The organism is Schaalia vaccimaxillae DSM 15804 (assembly GCF_000420425.1).
Taxonomy (GTDB): domain Bacteria; phylum Actinomycetota; class Actinomycetes; order Actinomycetales; family Actinomycetaceae; genus Pauljensenia; species Pauljensenia vaccimaxillae.
On record NZ_ATUX01000005.1, the window covers coordinates 52,838 to 69,642 of the forward strand.

A 16,805-nucleotide genomic window follows, 5' to 3' on the forward strand; every position below is an offset into this window, starting at 1 on the left:
TCTTTGTTAGTGAGGCATCATTCCCAGCGTGAGACGATCATATTTTTGTGGCCTGGCACCACGTTTCCGTTCGAGGATTCTGCGAAGGCCACTTGAATTCTGGGGAACTGGGTTAATTCTTTGCTGAAAAACATATGCTCCGGAATCGACTCGGGGGAGCCCGTCACCCCTTCGCTAGCTGTGACACTCGTTGCGGGGAGATTCCCATGAGTGTGGCAATGTCGCGCATGGGCAAGCCGTCTTGACGCATTGTTTTGACGGCCTCGCGAGAGGCTTGAGCGGCTGTCTCTTCTGCGATTTGAGCGGCCTCCGCGTGCTCTTTGTATCGGGTGACGATGGCGTCATATTTCGTTGGCGAAACGGCGAGGCTAACAGAGAAGTCTGATTTTGGGCGTTCGGCCATGAGTGATGCGGCGTCTAGGATCATGTCCTCAAGCTGATCAATCCGCTTTGCTTGTGTTCCACATTCGTGTCCATCGATGTCGAAGAAAGCAATCCACCAACGTTCTCCTCGTTCAACTCGCGCGTTGATTTGGGTCTTCATGAGTTCTCCTGCAGTGTCGATTCGCAATTTCGGATGATGGCCTTGGCTAGGGTTTCGTCAATCTCGCGGTGCCGCGGGACTGTTGTCTTCCAAGTACCAATTTGAGCCTTGGTGTGGTTGCCGCCTTCTTTGAGGGCGACTGTCAAACCATGGCGTGTAGTGATGAGTCTGAGTGTGCGGATCAGATCGCGTCTTTTCATCAAAGTCTACCCCTCTTGAGTATGGCAGCAAGGCCTATAGACTGGAATCCTCTAGTAACTCCGTTGTCCGGTGAACTTCTGCCGAATCTCCTCTGACGTGACACTACGAAACACCGCTTGAAAGCGGCATTCCATCAGCTTTGCCTGTGTAAAACCAATCCCCGTCCACCCCTGTGCACAACTCGCCCCAACCCACCACCCGGCCGCCTCGGCCTCGTAATGCACACGCCCTGGCCTAGGATGGAACACATGATTGATGTGCGTGCACTGCGTGAAGACCCTGAACCCGCCCGCGCCTCCCAGCGCGCCCGTGGCGGCGACGTCGAACTGGTCGACCGAATTATCGAGGCCGACGCCCTGCGGCGAACCGCCCTCCAAGAATTCGAAGCTCTGCGAGCCACCCAAAAAGACGTCTCCAAGTCAGTTGGCAAAGCCTCTCCTGAAGAGCGTCCAGCAGTCCTCGCCAAAGCCAAAGAACTGGCCGAACAGGTCAAAGCTGCCGAAGCCAAAGCTAACGAGGCTGACGCCGAAGCCGACCGCCTCGCCCGCCTGCTGCCCAACCTCATCGTTGACGGCGTCCCCACCGGCGGAGAAGACGACTACGTTGAGCTGCGCAAAGAAGGCCCCCAGCCTCGTGACTTCGCCGCAGAAGGCTTCGAACCGCAAGACCACCTCGCTATCGGCGAGGGCTTGGACGCCATCGACACCAAGCGCGGCGCAAAGGTTTCCGGCGCGCGCTTCTACTACCTCAAAGGCATCGGCGCCCGCCTCGAACTAGCCCTCATGAACATGGCCCTTGACCAGGCCGTCTCCGAAGGCTTCACCCCCATGATGACCCCCACACTGGTCACGCCAGCCGTCATGGGAGGCACCGGGTTCCTCAACGAACACTCCGACGAGATCTACTATCTGCCCGCCGACGACCTCTACTTGACTGGAACCTCCGAGGTCGCCCTCGCCGGCTACCACGCAGACGAAATTCTTGACCTTGCCGACGGGCCCAAACGCTACCTCGGCTGGTCCACCTGCTATCGACGCGAAGCCGGATCTGCAGGCAAAGACACGCGAGGCATCATCCGAGTTCACCAGTTCAACAAGGCTGAAATGTTCTCCTACTGCCGCCCAGAAGACGCCGCAGAAGAACACCAGCGCTTTCTCGCCTGGGAAGAAGCCATGCTCGCCAAAGTTGAGCTGCCCTACCGGATCATCGACACCGCTGCGGGTGACCTCGGAACCTCCGCCGCGCGCAAGTTTGACTGCGAAGCCTGGCTGCCCACGCAAAACCGCTGGATGGAAGTCACCTCCACCTCCAACTGCACCACCTTCCAGGCACGGCGCCTCGGTATTCGTGAACGCCGCGACGGCCAAATGTTCCCCGTCGCTACCCTTAACGGAACCCTGGCCACCACTCGCTGGCTGGTTGCCCTCTTCGAAAACCACCAGCAGGCAGACGGATCCGTGTACGTGCCCGAAGCGATGCGGCCTTACATGGGTGGGCTCGAAGTCCTCGAACCCGTCAAGTGAACGACTGCGAAAGACTCTGAGCACATGCTCGAAGCTGACCCGTCGCTGGCCGACGAGCCAATCATCCGGAATATGGTGTCGCCGCCCCTATCAGGTGAAGCGCCCATTGATTTCCGGTTTCTCGTCGCACAAGCGGCCGGGGCCCTGCCCCAAGGTATGCCCACCGACCCATCCAAAATCCTGATCGCCCTGGATCTAGATGGAACCGTCATGACGCTAGAAGGCGTGTCCGACCGGGTTCGCGAAACCATCGCGGCCTGCGCGGCCACGGGCATCCACATTGTCATCGCGACGGGCAGGTCCCTGGAGGCGACCCACCCTGTCCTCGATCAGCTTGGTGACCCAGAATCGTGGGCAGTGTGTTCCAATGGCGCGATTCGAGCGCACTTCTCGCCCTCGTACCCGTCAGGTTTTGAATCCGACGAACCCTTGTATTTTGACGCCTCAGAAATCATCGACCTACTAACCGATCAGGTCCCCGGTGTGTTGATCGGCATTGAAACCGTGGGCAAGTTCCTCATCTCAGGTGACTTCCCTAGCGGGGAACTGATTGAAGAGCATCAGGTTGTGCCCTTGGATGTTCTGCGGGCAATCCCCGCAATCAAGTTGGTCGTGCGCGTGCCAGATATGACGAGGTCGCAGTTTTGCCAGGTCTTAGACCGGTTGGATCTGGGGAAGGCCTGGGAATGTTCTGTTGGCTGGACGTCGTGGGCCGACATTTCTCCGCGTGGAGTCACCAAGGCCTTTGGCTTGCAGGGGCTGTGTGACCAGTTGGGCGTGCCCAGCGAGGGGACCGTGGCCATTGGCGACGGGACCAATGACATTTCGATGATTCGTTGGGCTGCGCTCGGTGTCGCGATGGGTTCGGCAACTCCTGACGTCAAGGATGTGGCCGACCTCGTCACCGGTGCGGTAGAGAACGAGGGCGCGGCTGCGGTTATGCAGGCCGTCCTCGAACACGTGACCGCCTAGCATCCCTGCCTAGCGCCGTTCTCTGCCCCGACTTCCCACGAGGGACGCACAAAAGTTCGCCGAGGGACGCACATCTTTCCCGCGAAGGATGCCCAAGTGCTGGCCTGACCGTGCTCACCCATCGAGATCCACAGTTATACGCCGATGGGGGTCGGGGCACGAACCGCCGTCGCCGCGTAACCGTGGGTTTCGTCGCGTAACTGTGGGTTTCGCTGCATGGTGATCACAGTTGCGAGCACGTCCGGGCGCCCTCGTAGGCAGGAAAGCAGGCAATAGGGGAAAATGAACTAGGCGGAGGCGACGGTGAACCGCTTGCCCCGGTGAGCGTCCTTTTCGGCCTCGTCAATCAATGCGATCGCCAGATCGGCAGCGGACAGATTCTCGCCTGCGGCACTATCAGCTGCCTCAACGTACGCCCCGCTAGATTCCTCAACCGGATAGTTCGGCGAGGGGGACACAAAAGTCCATGCTAACTTGTCTCCGGCCTCGCGCAGAAGGTCAAGAATCTTCGCAAAAGCAAGTCCTTCAGGACGGTAATCCTCGGGAAAATTGGGCGAATCAACCAGGCGATTTCCTTCTTCGTCAAGCAGAGACCCGGCACCGCCCACAACAATCATGCGACCTACAGGACGCGCGGCGAAAAGGTGCTCGAAGGCCTCGATGATTGGACGAGTTGGGCCGCCTGTGCGATCAGTGGGGACGGCGATGATGGTGACATCTGAACCATTAACGAGGTCGACAATGGCACGTGTGTCGGCCAGGTCAGCGCGAGCATCAACTGTCGCTCCTGCTGCATGTTTGGCCGAACGAGACACAGAGACTACTTCGTGGCCGCGACGCGCGGCTTCGGTGACGGCTGCTGAACCGGTTGCTCCGGTTCCACCGATAACAGTGATCTTCATAAGATGTCCTTTACATTTAACTGATCATCGGATTGTCTCGCTTTTGCATACTTTCCGCCACCTGGAATCGGTTCTTGAGCCAAACTGGGCGTCCCTCGCCGGACTTTTGGGCGTCCCTCGCGGCGGATTGGGGGGCGATGGGTGTCGTCGCTAAAAAATTAGAGAGAAAAACAAGCAACTACCGGCGTGTTAGCGATAACATTATCGCACTTGCGAGCCGACTCCGACCTCGTGAAAGATAAAGACACGTCAACGACGACTTCTCTGGAGGACACATGACCACTACAGACATCCGGGCAGCGATCGAATCCGGAGACACAGCACTAGGAATTGAGTTCGGCTCAACCCGAATCAAAGCCGTACTTATTGGCCCGGACCATCAGCCCATCGCATCCGGAGGTTTCTCCTGGGAAAACAAGCTCGTTGACGGCCTATGGTCATACGACCTCGAGGACGTGCGAAAAGGGTTACAAACCGCCTACGCCGACCTCGTTGAAGATGTCCGCACCAAATACGACGTCACCCCCACCACCTACGGCTCCCTCGGCATCTCAGCCATGATGCACGGCTACCTCGCCTTCGACGCCGCCGGAAACCAGCTCGTCCCCTTCCGCACCTGGCGCAACACCAACACCGGGCCCGCCGCCGAAGAACTCATCAAAACCTTCGACTTCAACATCCCGCTGCGCTGGTCCATTGCCCACCTGCACCAGTGCATCATCGACAACGACCCGCACGTCGTCAACCTCGCGTCCATCAACACGCTGGCTGGCTGGGTCCACGAAGAACTGACCGGCCGCCATGTCCTGGGAATCGGCGATGCCTCCGGCATGTTCCCCATCGACTCCACCGCCCTCGACTATGACCAAGCGCGAGTCGACGCGTACGACGCCCTCGTCGCAGACCGCGGGTACTCATGGAAACTGCGCGACCTACTGCCCCAGGTCCTGCCCGCAGGCGCCGACGCCGGCACACTGACTGCCGAGGGCGCCGCCCTCCTCGACCCCACGGGCACCCTGCGCCCCGGGATTGCGATGTGCCCGCCCGAGGGTGACGCCGGCACTGGCATGGTGGCCACCAACTCCGTTGCGCAGCGTTCAGGCAATATTTCTTGTGGCACTTCCGTGTTCCTCATGGTGGTGCTTGAGAAGGCCCTCGAGCGGCTGCACACTGAAATCGACATGGTCACCACGCCCGATGGCTCGCCCGTTGCCATGGTGCACTCCAACAATGGCGCGTCTGAGATCGATGCCTGGGTGTCAATGTTCGTTGAGTTCGCCAAGCTTGCCGGCATCGACATGTCCGTCCCGCAGATTTATGACGCCCTGTACTTCAACGCAATGAAGGGCGCAGCTGACGGTGCGGGCCTGTTGGCGTACAACACTTTGAGTGGCGAACCGTTGATGGGGCTCGAGGGCGGCCGCCCGCTTTTCATGCACACCCCTGATGCTGACTTCACCCTGGCCAATGCATTCCGCGTGCAGCTCATGAGCATCTTCGCGTCAATCCGAATCGGGATGGACATTCTTGCCGACGAGGACGTGGCCCTGGATCGGCTCTTCGGTCATGGTGGCCTGTTCAAGACTGAGGGTGTCGCGCAGAAGGTCCTGGCCGATGCCCTCGACATTCCGGTTTCTGTTGGTGCGACCGCCGGTGAGGGCGGGGCCTGGGGTATTGCGGTCCTCGCACGTTTTGCGGTGTGCGGGAACGAGGGTGAGACGCTGCCGCAGTACCTGGATTCTCGTGTGTTTGCTGACGCTGAGGCGAGCGTGGTTGAACCGGATGCTGGCGATCACGAGGGTTACAACCGTTTCCTTGAGCGGTACCGTCGCGCATTGCCGACTGTGCAGTCGGCTGCTGATAACAGCTGATTGGTTGACCCCTCGAAGGATGTGCGTTGTGCGTCCTTCGAGGGGTGACTTGTGCGTCCTTCGTGGGAAAGATGGGCGTCCTTCGGGAGAGTTTTGGGCGTCCTTCGCGGGATGTGGGTGTTGGGGGCTGTACGATGGCGCCCATGGGTAAAGCAAGCCGCCGCAAGAAGGTCACCAATCCTGACAAACTCGCCGCCTACCGGGCGCCGATCCCCTTCGTCGCACGCCCCTTCGAGGGTTTGCCGAAAGAGGTTGAACTCGTCGCCATGCGCGAAATCATCCCCTGCGCGACGATGACGGCAGTCACCAACAAAGAGCACGGCGGCGTCGAATTCGACCTCGTCACCCTTCTGCCCGACGGTCACCCTGCGATGGTTCGCCCCGACGGACGCATCCTCGTGGCTCTGCAAACCCGCTTCAACTCCGCGGACCTGTCCCACGACGTTGCCGCCGCAGTTCTGGCAGCCATCGCCGCAAAAGATAACGGCGATGAAGGTGTCATCGACTTTGACGTGCGCGAGCCTTCAGAGCGCCTCCAAGACATCATCGACCCCGAGTCCTTCACTGCGATGGTCATCGCCGAAGACTTCTCCTACTGGTTCTCGCCCGACGAAGACATCGACGAGCAGACTCAGCGGGCCCTGCAGCAAAACCGTGAAGAGATCATCCCCACCGAAGCCATTGCCGAAGTCCCGGGTATGTTCTGGTGCGAGATGAACCGCAACTTCGTGCGCTTCGTGACTGACATTGATGAGTCGCCCCTGTTCAACGGACTAGCTCGCCTGGCTGTCGCCGGCAAGGCTCACGTCGGCGAAGGATCGCGTTTTGTGGGTGCCTTCCGCGCCTGCGGCATTGCTATCCCCGTCTTTGAACTGGCTGAGGACGCGACAGCTTCCGACGTTGCCGCTGATGCCAAGGCTTTTGCTGACGAGCTGGATCAGGCGCTCAAGGTCGACGAACCGTTGAGTGCGGACGAGCGTCGCATCCGTCAGGGCCTCGTGTCCAGGCAGGTCACAATACGCTAAGCGCAGGTGACTGTGCCGAGGACGACCCAGGTTGCCCTCGGTGCAGTGCGTTTTCACCGCGCTTAATTCCCCTAATAGTGATCGCGGCTTCTTAACAGCGCTTCCTGGTCTAGGCCGTGCGCGATGGTCTCGGCCATACGCGCTGCTTCTTAACAGCGCTCGCTCAGTGGAGTCCCCTTAGTTATCGGAAGGGACAACATCCGCGATCAAGCCAGTGCTCGGCCATGTTTCCAAAGTGAAGCGCTCCTCGGCCTCGTCGCATGATTGCATGATCCGAAGGCCGAAGCCTTCTTCCCAAAAATCTGGACCCTGTGCCCGTTGGATCTCCACACGGCGCGCGCCGTCAGGTGTCGTGTACTCCATGCGGGTGCCGCCAGCGCTATAGCGACTCTTGAATGGTTGACGAGCGAGCTCATTGCAGAGCGCATCATGGGTGATCGTCGTGCCTGAAACAGCATCAGAACCCACCTTCAACAGGTGGAAACCTGACAGGCAAACCAAGCCGACCTGAACCACCATCACCAAATACACCACCGGTCTGATCCAGCTCGTCACAAACTGGTGGTGATCCCGATTTGACTGACCGATAACCTGGTCAAGGCGAGGCCGAGAGAACCACCACTGCGCCAACGGCAACATTAACGTGGCGACAACCAGCGGGAGACACCAGCGCAGCGCATATGAAGCCAACAGCAGCCCACCGTGGTGCCAGCGAACATCGGCTGCGACAACTACGCAGATGGCAACGAAAAGCGCGAATAAAGCGATGTAAGTGCGCTTGACAAAACTTTTCGGCCTCGCGGATTTTTGGGAGCTGAATCGAGCATGAGTTCATACGTTCCTGACAAACATTATCCTGGCCAAAACCCTAGTGGCTTTGATGACCACACTGACTCTGAGATGGACATTCCCGCGTAATTGGAAGCGTAGGAATAGAATCGTTGACGTGAGAACCGCAGGCATTGGAGCCGACAACCAGAAATCACCCCAACGCGTCGCCGCCATCATGCCCGCGTACAACGTGGAACGCGATGTCGCCTCCACCGTGCGAGCCTGCCGAGCCATCCCCGGCGTTGACCTCCTCATCGTCGTAGACGATGGGTCCGAGGACGAAACGGGACGCGCGGCGCGGGCTGCAGGCGCCGTCGTAGTCCGCCATTCTCTGCATCGAGGGCGAGCCTCGGCCATTGAAACCGGGGTGAAAGTTGCTGCCATGCGTGACCGCGTTGACGCTCCCGCCAGGCACCTGCTGTTCATCTCGCCTGACCTGGGCGAATCCGCGGTGGAAGCGACCGCCCTCGTCGAAGCTGTTACCACCGGCCTAGCAGACTGTGCATGTTCAGTACCACCCCTGGACCCAGCTGAATACCGTGGGCACGCCCAAAATGTTGCGCGCGCAGCGATCCGGCGAATCACCGGGTGGAACCCGACCTATCCACTGTCATCCCAGCGTTGTATCACGCGGGAAGCGGTTACTGCGGCCATGCCTTTCTTAAGTGGCTACGGCCTGGAGGTTGCGATGACTATGGACATCCTGGTCGCGGGTCTGTCCATGATTGAGATTCCCTGCAACTTCGTCCACTCTGGCGCTGATCAATTTATCGGCCGGCATAACCGTTCGGCTCGCTTCACCGAAGCATCTTTGGCGTCGGCTCGCATGATTTTGCACCGTAAGCGGATGCCGTTCAAAGATCGTCTTCAAGGGCTCAAGATCCAGGGGATCGGCGAACCGTATCCTCGGGCGGCTTTCGAGCGCGAGACTAGCGAAAACTAAGGCAGGAATTCGGGGAAACCGAGGGTTGACGCGGTGTTGCCCTCGTCGGTGGTCCGGCTCCTAGTACATCGCCCTTACTTTGCCCCGCGGAGACGCAGCGAATTCGTCACGACGAACACCGACGAGCACGCCATCGCCAGAGCCGACAGCATCGGGTTGAGCAAGCCAGTGATGGCTAGTGGCACCATGATGACGTTGTAGAAGAACGCCCAGAAGAGGTTCTGCTTGATGACGCGCAGGGTTCGCCGTGACACTCGGATTGCAGTAGCTGCGGTGGTGAGCTCGGAGTTCACCAGCGTGATATCAGAAACTTCAATCGCAATGTCCGTGCCTGAGCCCATGGCTATGCCCAGTCCGTTGGTGCTGGCTTGAGCTAGTGCTGCTGCGTCATTGACACCATCGCCGACCATGGCGACGGTGCGGCCCTCATCTTGTAAAGACTTGATGACGTCGCGTTTGTCCGAGGGCATGACCTGTGCGATGACGCGGTCGATGCCGACTTGGTTGGCGACGTGGCGGGCGGCGTCCTCGTTGTCCCCGGTGAGAAGGACGGGTTCGATACCGAGGTTTCGTAGCTGCTCGATTGCTGGTTTGGAAGAGTCTTTGACGGTGTCGCGGACAACCAGTACCGCTACAACCTTCGCGATAGTAACCTCCGCCGTAGCAACGTCCGCGAGGGACGCCCAAAACGCTGGCGAGGGACGCCCAAAAGTTCCGCGAGGGACGCCCAAAAGTTTGCCGAGGGACGCCCATCTTTCCCCCGAGGGACGCCCATCTTCGACCACAAGAGCATCTGAGTCTGCGGAGACGACAGCTTCAGGAGTGCGGCGATCCACAACCGTCCCCTCATACCCCGCGTTGCGGACAACCTGCTCCAATTCCTCATCCGTGTGGGGCTGCGTCAACGTGATCGTCGCCGACTCCGTTGCAAGATTGGCTGCCGCCGTTACGCCAGGAAGTTTGCGAAGCTTGCGCTCCACGCGCCCCACGCAAGACGCGCAGGTCATGCCTTGAACATCCATCGAGATGACCGCAAGTGGGTGCGCGAGGTCACTGGCCGCTGTCCCACCATCGCCATTTGGGCGTCCCTCGCCAGAGTTTTGGGCGTCCCTCGCGAGTTCGGGCGTGTCATGCGAGGACGCGCTCTGCGTCGTGTCACCGTGCGTCGTGCCTCCCGCATCTTCGGACGCGGACGAGGACGAGCCAGCATCAACGTCCCAATTCGGCACCACTGCAGCGATAACTGCTGATGCGCCCGTCTGTTCAGCCGCCGACGCGGCCTCCAAAGAAGCTACAGGAATCTGGACTCCCAATTCAGACAACCACGATGCTCGGCCTACCAAGACAAGGTCAGTTCCGCCGTCCTCGCCCGCAACCAGCCCGGAAACACCCAAGCTCGCATGATTCGTAAAACTCTCAACGGGCGGCAACAACACGGACCTGGCTTGAGCACCGGCGAAAATTGCGCGAGCAACCGGATGTTCTGATGCCGCCTCGACTGCTGCGGCTAGTGCGAGGGCGTCGTCCTCGTCAATGGGCGTCCCTCGAGAGAAAGATGGGCGTCCCTCGGCAAACTTTTGGGCGTCCCTCGCGAGGGAAGACGGGACGATCACCGACTCCAGCGACATTTTGCCCGTCGTCACAGTGCCGGTCTTATCCAGAACCATCGTGTCGATTGTCCGAGTCTGCTCCAAAATCTCAGCGGACTTAATGACAATGCCCAACTGCGAAGCCCGACCCGACCCCACCAACAAAGCCGTGGGCGTCGCCAAACCCAAAGCACACGGGCACGCCACCACCAAAACGGCCACCGCAGCCGTAAACGCAGCCTGCACCGAGCCGCCCGTAACCAGCCACCCCACCAAAGTCAGGATCGCCACGACAATGACAACCGGCACAAACACCGCAGAAATACGGTCCGCCAAACGCTGGACCGGAGCTTTCCCGGCCTGCGCCTCCGTGACCATCCGGCCAATTTGAGCCAAAGTCGTCTCAGACCCCACGCGGGTCGCACGAACTGTCAAGGCACCCCACGTATTCACGGTTGCTCCAGTGACCTCATCGCCCGCCGCGACATCAACGGGTACAGACTCACCGGTCAGAAGAGACGTATCGAGGGCGGAATTGCCTTCCTCAATGCGCCCGTCGGTGGCGACCTTTTCGCCTGGGCGCACCACAAACAGGTCGCCAACTTTCAACGACGAGGCCGCAACCCGCTTTTCCTGACGTTCACCCGTTACCGGGTCTGCCACCACCAAAGTTGCTTCTTTTGCTCCCAATTCGAGAAGCGAACGTAAAGCATCGCCGGCGCGGTACTTAACGCGGGCCTCCATCCACCTGCCGATGAGTAGGAAAACGACGATCATGCAGGCGCCCTCGAAATAGATTTCCGCGTGATGCCCGTGGACGGCGGCACGCGGGAGTAGGGACATGTGCATTGTCATGCCCAGCTGGCCGGCGCCCCCGAAAGCCAACGCCCACCAACTCCACAGGGCCGACGCGGTGACGCCAAGGGAGACCAAGGTGTCCATTGTTGTCGAGCCGTGGCGGCCCGCCTGCAGGGCAGCCTTGTGGAAGGGCCACGCGCCCCACGTTGTCACCGGGATGGACAACGCGGCGACCATCCACTGCCACCCGATGAACTGCCACGCCGGAACCATCGAGAGCACCATGGTGATAGCCGCCAACGGGGCTGTCACAATGATGTGGCGCTTGAGGACTTCGGCGTGTTTTCGGGCGCCTTCGCCAATGCGGGGTGCTGATGCGTCAGGCTCGACGGCAGTGGCTGGGCCGTGGGTACTGGTGGCGGGGGGCTGGTTGTGTGTAGCGGGTTTTGTCGAATGGGATATGGGGGAGGACATGCTGGCCTCTAACGAGGTTGGGGGTGGAGTTGGAGAGGAATTAGAAGTCTCGGGAGATTCCGACGAGTTCGAAGCCGGCCTCGGAGATGGCGTTGGTCAGTGCTTCGTCGTCAACGCCGTTGTCAGTAATGACGGTGACTTTGGAAGTGCCGCCGGAGTTGAGGATCACGTCGGTGTTTTTAACGCCGGGAACCTCGCTGAGTTCTTCGGTGACGGACATGACGCAGTGTTGGCAGGTCATTCCGTTCACGGCGAGTTCAACGGTGCGGTCGATTTCCATGGTCATGGTGTGCTCCTTGTTTGTTTGTGTATTTTGATTCGCGAGGGCGAGGATGTGCGTCCCTCGCGGGAGTTTTGGGCATCCCTCGCGGGGGCAGAGGGGAGGAGGGCGGGTGCGAAATGGTGGAAGTGAGCAAGTGTCAGGACTTGACGAGGCGGGCAATGGCTTTGGTTGCCTCGTCAATCTTTTCGGCCGCAGCCTCATCTGACTTGCGGGCTGCATCGACGACGCAGTGTGTCATGTGGTCTTTGAGGAGACACAAGGCAACTGAATCGAGAGCTGATTGAACGGCCGACACCTGGGTGAGGATGTCGATGCAGTAGCCATCTTCGGACACCATGCGCTGCAGACCGCGCACCTGTCCTTCGATACGGCGCAGTCGGGCAAGATATTGATCCGTTGCTTCTGAATAACCGTGAGCCATGTGCATCCTGCTTTCATTTTCATCATTCAAGATACCCCTAGGGGGTATGGGTGTCAACGGGGAAATCCGACAGAGTCAGATTTGAAGTCGTACAGGTGGCAGCGAGGCCCTCGGATTCGGTTCCGCTGCAGGATCACCCGCAAAATTAGACACAGTCGTTGGGTTGGCGGTCCAAGGCTAAACATAAAAACCGCGGAATTTCGCGGAAAATGCCTCAGCTCTTTTCAACTAGCGACCACGGCTGTGTCTATTTCAGCGCGTTCCCGCCGCTCGCCCAGCAAACTTCCGGGAAATAGTGGCATCCTTAGATACTAGGCAAGCAGGAGTGCCCCAGCGAGACAGGACTTGGGAGGGCAAACGTGTCGCACAATCACCGCGATCCGCAGCCCAATAGGTCCGATATTCCGCCATCATCCAGGTCATCAGCCTCGACTAGCACCTCTGCAAACCCTTCCCGTCCTGAGCGCTTGGAACCCAAGAAGAAAAGACGCGCTCGGATTCGCTCCAGACACTACGCGCCGCGTAGAGTGCCCCAGGGCTACGCGCCCGCCTACGCTCGTGCCAAACTCGTCCCTCTCGTCCCAGCCCTCATTGCCACCGTGGCCGTAGGCATTGCCGGTGAAGCCACACGCTTGCCTGAGAGTCTGCGTGAACAAGCCAGGAAACAAGCCCAATTCCTTGGTGGGGACATTTCGCAACGATCTCAACGAATCTTCTTTGACGAGCCCGGGCTCGACACGTTATTTGTGCGTGGGCTGGCTCGGACTGCCAAGCTTGGTGCACGAATTGGGCGGACCTACCTTCAAGCGCAAAGTCTCTTGAATAAAACAAGGCAACGAATTGAAACTTTCCGCAATCGAGCCGACCACAACAAAGGCAATCAGCTCAACAGTCGCACGGCCCGCATCGAAGTCATGCTGGAACGAATGCCTCGCAGAGGATTTGAAGCATTGATGACTGGCATGCTCACCATGGGGGAACAGCAGTGGGAGCACTGCGAGGCGGCGACGTTCACGTCCAGGCGATTCGCGACTCAGCGGCAGAACCTCCAACCCTTAAACCTCCCAAGGGCCACCCCAAAGCCCTTCTGCGTCGGCCTGACCCTCCCAAGACCCTCGGTGACATGTGCGCCGACATCGATGACATGTATTGGTCGATGACCAAGGGACAAACGCTCAAGATCACCCGTGTCGGCCAAGATGATCGCCGCAGGTGGATCCTGTCCTTGCCGGGTACGGCCCACATGGACTTCACGTCGACTGCTAATCCGGCCGATATGGAAGCCAACATTCGCGAGATGCTGGGACTGGCATCTGGAATCCGCGTTGGAGCAGTTGCTGCTCTCCATCAAGCTATGCGTCTGGATGGAGTGGCAGAAGATGCCCTCGCCAAAGAACCCGTGTTGGTGTGCGGCCACTCCCAAGGCGGGCTCATTGGCGTGGTGCTGGGTTCAATGGATCCAACCGAGGCGGGGGTCAATGTGATGGGAGTTCTGGGATCAGGCGCACCTGCACGAAGGATCCGTATGCGACCGGATGTGGCAATGCTGGCTGTGGCCCACGACCAAGATGTCGTTCCATCAATGGATGGCAGCCCAGACCGAGCTCCCGATCAGAGGGTGCGCATTGGGCGCAAACTGGTTCGGCCTCGTAAAGATCCGCTCTACTACGCGCATTCGTCGGCCACCTACACCGAAACCGTTCGCCAGCTGGAACGCAAGGTTGCGGTGGCGCCTTTCGGGCGGGTGGCGCGTACCGTTCGCAAGCTCCAAGATTTCCTTCCCACCGAGGGCGAGCCAACACGCGTGACTTTCTACGAGGTCTGGCAGGAGTTGGTTGAACCGGCCGAGTCGAGTCGTTTCGACACCTTTTTAAAGCTGGACATCGATACCTCGTACGAGGCGGTTGACTACGGGTCCGATTATGCTCCGGCCCCTTTATTTACGCTGCCGGAATTTGACCGAGCGTCTTTCAACTTGCCAGATATTGCATTTTCGAAGGTCTCATCCCTGGACTTGCCTAAGGTGGAACTGCCTAGAATCGACTTGGCTGCGAGCAGACGCCAGAAATCTACGAAGAACGATCCTGAGAAGAGGACACCCAACGATGAGTGACGCTTCCCCGAATGGTCCCTGGCGTGAGGTGCGGCGGTGGATGCGCGCGGCACCGCCCGTGAATAAAGGCACTGCGCCCCAGGCTCCGCGTTTACCGCAGATTTCGAGCCCGTTGTTGATTGGCGCGCTGGGCTTGTCTGCGATTGGCGCAGGGGTAGCTCTGCGTGCAATGCGCCCCGCTCGCCGAGGAGGTCGGGCCGATCGCTTCACCGAATTGGTGGTGGAGGTGGTTGAGCAGGGTGTGGCCGAGGATACTCCTGCACGTCAGGTGAGGGTCGAGGTCGGGGAAGGTTTTGGAAAGCCGTCGCTTGTGACCGTGGACGTCATTGTTGCTCCGTCCGATGAAGCCAATGATGCGGATAAGGCACGCGATCTTCTCGACCTCGTGAGTCGAGCGGTGTGGAATAACTCCGAGATCGCGCCGGTTGCGGTGCGCGCGAGGGTCCTGTTAGCACAGAACCAGAACGGCCCAGCGCTTGAAGATGAGGCGCGGGAAGTCGCGGATATGACGGTATTGGGCTTCGATGACGAGATTGCGCGCCCGGCGGATCTTTACGCTCGCTTTGGTGCGCCTGCCTCGGACCGTTCCTGGCGTCCCTGATTTCCTCTTTCTTCGCCGAGAGCAGACTTTGTGGTCGAAAATCGGCGAAAAATTGGCTAAAAACGACCATAAGGTCTGCTCTCGGCGGGGAGGAGGCGGGGAGCAGCGGGGTGCTCGTCGATTAGGCGGCGTCAGTGGGGGTGGTGCCGTCACCGCCCACCCAGCGTGCGATCTGGGGAGCCAAACCGAAGTACGAGGCCGGGGTCAGCTCGAGCAACCGCTCCTCAACTTGGGTCGGCAGCCCCAGTGATGAGATGAAGTCGCGCATTTGCTCGGCCCCAACCTCATGCCCGCGAGTCAATTCCTTGAGACGCTCATACGGGTTGGCCATCCCTGTCGCTCCTGCGATAGCCGCCGCCCGCATCGCCTGCTGGACAGCCTCACCCAACACCGCCCAGTTCGCGTCCAAGTCAGCAGCCATACGATCCGCGTCAATTTCGACCCCGTCCAAACCTCGCACAAGGTTGTCGTAAGCCAAGACCGCGTGCCCCAGCGCCACACCAACATTGCGCTGAGTCGTCGAATCTGTCAGATCACGCTGCATGCGGGACGTAATCAACGTCGACCCCAAAGAATCCAGCAGTGCTGCTGACACCTCAAGGTTGGCCTCGGCATTCTCAAAACGAATGGGGTTGACCTTGTGCGGCATGGTGGACGATCCAGTCGAACCCTGCGCAGCAAGATTCTGGTGGAAGTACCCCATGGAGATGTACGTCCAGCAATCGGTGGCTAGATTGTGAGCAATGCGCCCGGCGCGAGCGATGTCTGAATAGAGCTCGGCCTGCCAGTCGTGGGACTCAATCTGCGTGGTCACGGGGTTCCATGTCAGGCCCAGGCCTTCAACGAACTCACGCGAGATCGCTGGCCAGTTAGCTTCGGGAACAGATACGACGTGGGCAGCCCAAGTGCCGGTGGCTCCATTGATTTTGCCCAGGTATTCGGTCGCTTCAACGCGGCGTAACTGGCGCTGCAGACGGTGTGCGAAGACTGCCATCTCCTTGCCCATGGTGACGGGCGTGGCAGGTTGGCCGTGGGTATGCGCGAGCATCGGTGCGTCGGCTCCAACCTGGGAGAAACGCACCAGGCGTTCGTGTAGTCCACGAGCTGCCGGCAGCCACACCTGCTCAACGGCTGCCTGAATGGTCAGCGCATACGCAAGGTTATTGATGTCCTCGGAAGTGCAGAAGATGTGCACAACCTCGCGCAGACCCGGCAGGCAGGTGTCCTCACCGAGCTCGGCGGCCGCGGCATCGAGGTGTTCTCCGATGAGGTATTCGACCGCCTTGACGTCGTGGCGAGTGACGGACTCGTGCTCACTCAGGCGCTTGATTTGGTCTGCGCCGAAGTTGATGGGCAAAGCTCGCAGGTAGTCGCGTTCAGCATCGGTGAGTTCTGGCGCACCGGGCAAGACCTTGTGGTCGAGCAGATGGATGAGCCATTCGATTTCGACGTGGACCCGCGCCCGGTTCAGTCCCGCTTCTGACAGGTGATTTGCCAGGGGTTCGACGGCGCCGCGGTACCTGCCGTCGAGGGGCGAGAGGGGCTCTCCACCACCTGCGAGGTCGGTGTAGCCGTTGGCGGGAGAGAACAAGGAAGACCAGTCAGCGCTCATGGTTCCATCATTCCAGACGAGGGCGCGCCTGTGAGCCCCGGAGGCGGCTGTCACACGTCACACTTGGGCGAGGCCGTGATTTGCCCATGGGAGTCACTACGA

The 16,805-nt window shown here is 59.7% G+C and carries 15 protein-coding genes; 7 read left to right on the plus strand and 8 right to left on the minus strand.

Going from position 1 to position 16,805, the window contains the following annotated elements; genetic code table 11:
- Positions 1-163 precede the first annotated feature (163 nt).
- Together G439_RS0100315 and G439_RS0100320 are read right to left on the minus strand one after the other, a co-directional pair.
- On the minus strand, positions 164-544 hold the full coding sequence (locus G439_RS0100315) for a sigma-70 family RNA polymerase sigma factor (protein WP_022867199.1): 381 nt from the start codon (positions 542-544) through the stop codon (positions 164-166).
- Positions 541-744, minus strand: a complete 204-nt coding sequence (locus tag G439_RS0100320; protein ID WP_022867200.1) for a hypothetical protein — start codon at positions 742-744, stop codon at positions 541-543. The genes G439_RS0100315 and G439_RS0100320 overlap by 4 nt, the downstream gene beginning before the upstream one ends.
- A 249-nt stretch (positions 745-993) precedes the next feature.
- Between G439_RS0100320 and serS the strand changes: the two genes are divergently transcribed.
- Together serS and G439_RS0100330 are read left to right on the plus strand one after the other, a co-directional pair.
- Entirely contained in the window at positions 994-2,268 is a 1,275-nt protein-coding gene (serS, locus tag G439_RS0100325; protein ID WP_022867201.1) for a serine--tRNA ligase, read from the plus strand.
- A 24-nt stretch (positions 2,269-2,292) separates the two neighbouring features.
- Positions 2,293-3,240 carry an HAD family hydrolase gene (locus G439_RS0100330; RefSeq protein WP_022867202.1) on the plus strand — a complete coding sequence of 316 codons (948 nt, stop codon included), beginning with the start codon at positions 2,293-2,295 and terminating at the stop codon, positions 3,238-3,240.
- Between the two features lie 287 nt (positions 3,241-3,527).
- Here the strand turns inward: G439_RS0100330 and G439_RS0100335 are convergent, their stop codons facing one another.
- Positions 3,528-4,142: an NAD(P)-dependent oxidoreductase gene (locus G439_RS0100335; RefSeq protein ID WP_022867203.1), complete on the minus strand. Its 615-nt coding sequence runs from the start codon at positions 4,140-4,142 to the stop codon at positions 3,528-3,530.
- 275 nt (positions 4,143-4,417) lie between these two features.
- Here G439_RS0100335 and G439_RS0100340 point away from each other — a divergent pair, with 275 nt between their 5' ends.
- Both G439_RS0100340 and G439_RS0100345 read left to right on the plus strand, forming a co-directional pair.
- Positions 4,418-6,013: a xylulokinase gene (locus G439_RS0100340; RefSeq protein WP_022867204.1), complete on the plus strand. Its 1,596-nt coding sequence runs from the start codon at positions 4,418-4,420 to the stop codon at positions 6,011-6,013.
- Positions 6,014-6,156: 143 nt separating this feature from the next.
- The gene (locus tag G439_RS0100345) at positions 6,157-7,038 is read left to right on the plus strand and encodes a DUF5926 family protein (RefSeq protein ID WP_022867205.1); all 882 of its coding nucleotides are present in this window, start codon (positions 6,157-6,159) and stop codon (positions 7,036-7,038) included.
- Positions 7,039-7,215: 177 nt separating this feature from the next.
- Here the strand turns inward: G439_RS0100345 and G439_RS0100350 are convergent, their stop codons facing one another.
- Complete coding sequence (locus tag G439_RS0100350) at positions 7,216-7,728, minus strand: hypothetical protein (RefSeq protein WP_131333444.1); 513 nt, start codon at positions 7,726-7,728, stop codon at positions 7,216-7,218.
- Between the two features lie 316 nt (positions 7,729-8,044).
- On the opposite strand from G439_RS0100350, the gene G439_RS10540 reads away from it, so the two are divergent.
- Positions 8,045-8,812 carry a glycosyltransferase gene (locus G439_RS10540; RefSeq protein WP_051125670.1) on the plus strand — a complete coding sequence of 256 codons (768 nt, stop codon included), beginning with the start codon at positions 8,045-8,047 and terminating at the stop codon, positions 8,810-8,812.
- 74 nt (positions 8,813-8,886) lie between these two features.
- On the opposite strand, the gene G439_RS0100360 is transcribed toward G439_RS10540, so the two are convergent.
- The 3 genes from G439_RS0100360 to G439_RS0100370 form a co-directional block, all read right to left on the minus strand.
- Positions 8,887-11,673, minus strand: a complete 2,787-nt coding sequence (locus G439_RS0100360) for a heavy metal translocating P-type ATPase (RefSeq protein WP_022867208.1) — start codon at positions 11,671-11,673, stop codon at positions 8,887-8,889.
- Positions 11,674-11,713: 40 nt separating this feature from the next.
- Complete coding sequence (locus tag G439_RS0100365) at positions 11,714-11,959, minus strand: heavy-metal-associated domain-containing protein (protein ID WP_022867209.1); 246 nt, start codon at positions 11,957-11,959, stop codon at positions 11,714-11,716.
- Positions 11,960-12,092: 133 nt separating this feature from the next.
- Positions 12,093-12,383, minus strand: a complete 291-nt coding sequence (locus G439_RS0100370; protein ID WP_026459237.1) for a metal-sensitive transcriptional regulator — start codon at positions 12,381-12,383, stop codon at positions 12,093-12,095.
- A gap of 979 nt (positions 12,384-13,362) precedes the next feature.
- Here G439_RS0100370 and G439_RS10545 point away from each other — a divergent pair.
- Positions 13,363-14,490, plus strand: coding sequence for an alpha/beta hydrolase (locus tag G439_RS10545; protein WP_131333448.1), 1,128 nt, complete (start codon positions 13,363-13,365; stop codon positions 14,488-14,490).
- Entirely contained in the window at positions 14,483-15,091 is a 609-nt protein-coding gene (locus tag G439_RS0100380) for a hypothetical protein (RefSeq protein WP_022867211.1), read from the plus strand. The genes G439_RS10545 and G439_RS0100380 overlap by 8 nt, the downstream gene beginning before the upstream one ends.
- A 121-nt stretch (positions 15,092-15,212) precedes the next feature.
- Here G439_RS0100380 and purB read toward each other — a convergent pair whose 3' ends face one another.
- The gene (gene purB / locus G439_RS10550) at positions 15,213-16,703 is read right to left on the minus strand and encodes an adenylosuccinate lyase (protein WP_022867212.1); all 1,491 of its coding nucleotides are present in this window, start codon (positions 16,701-16,703) and stop codon (positions 15,213-15,215) included.
- Positions 16,704-16,805 lie beyond the last annotated feature (102 nt).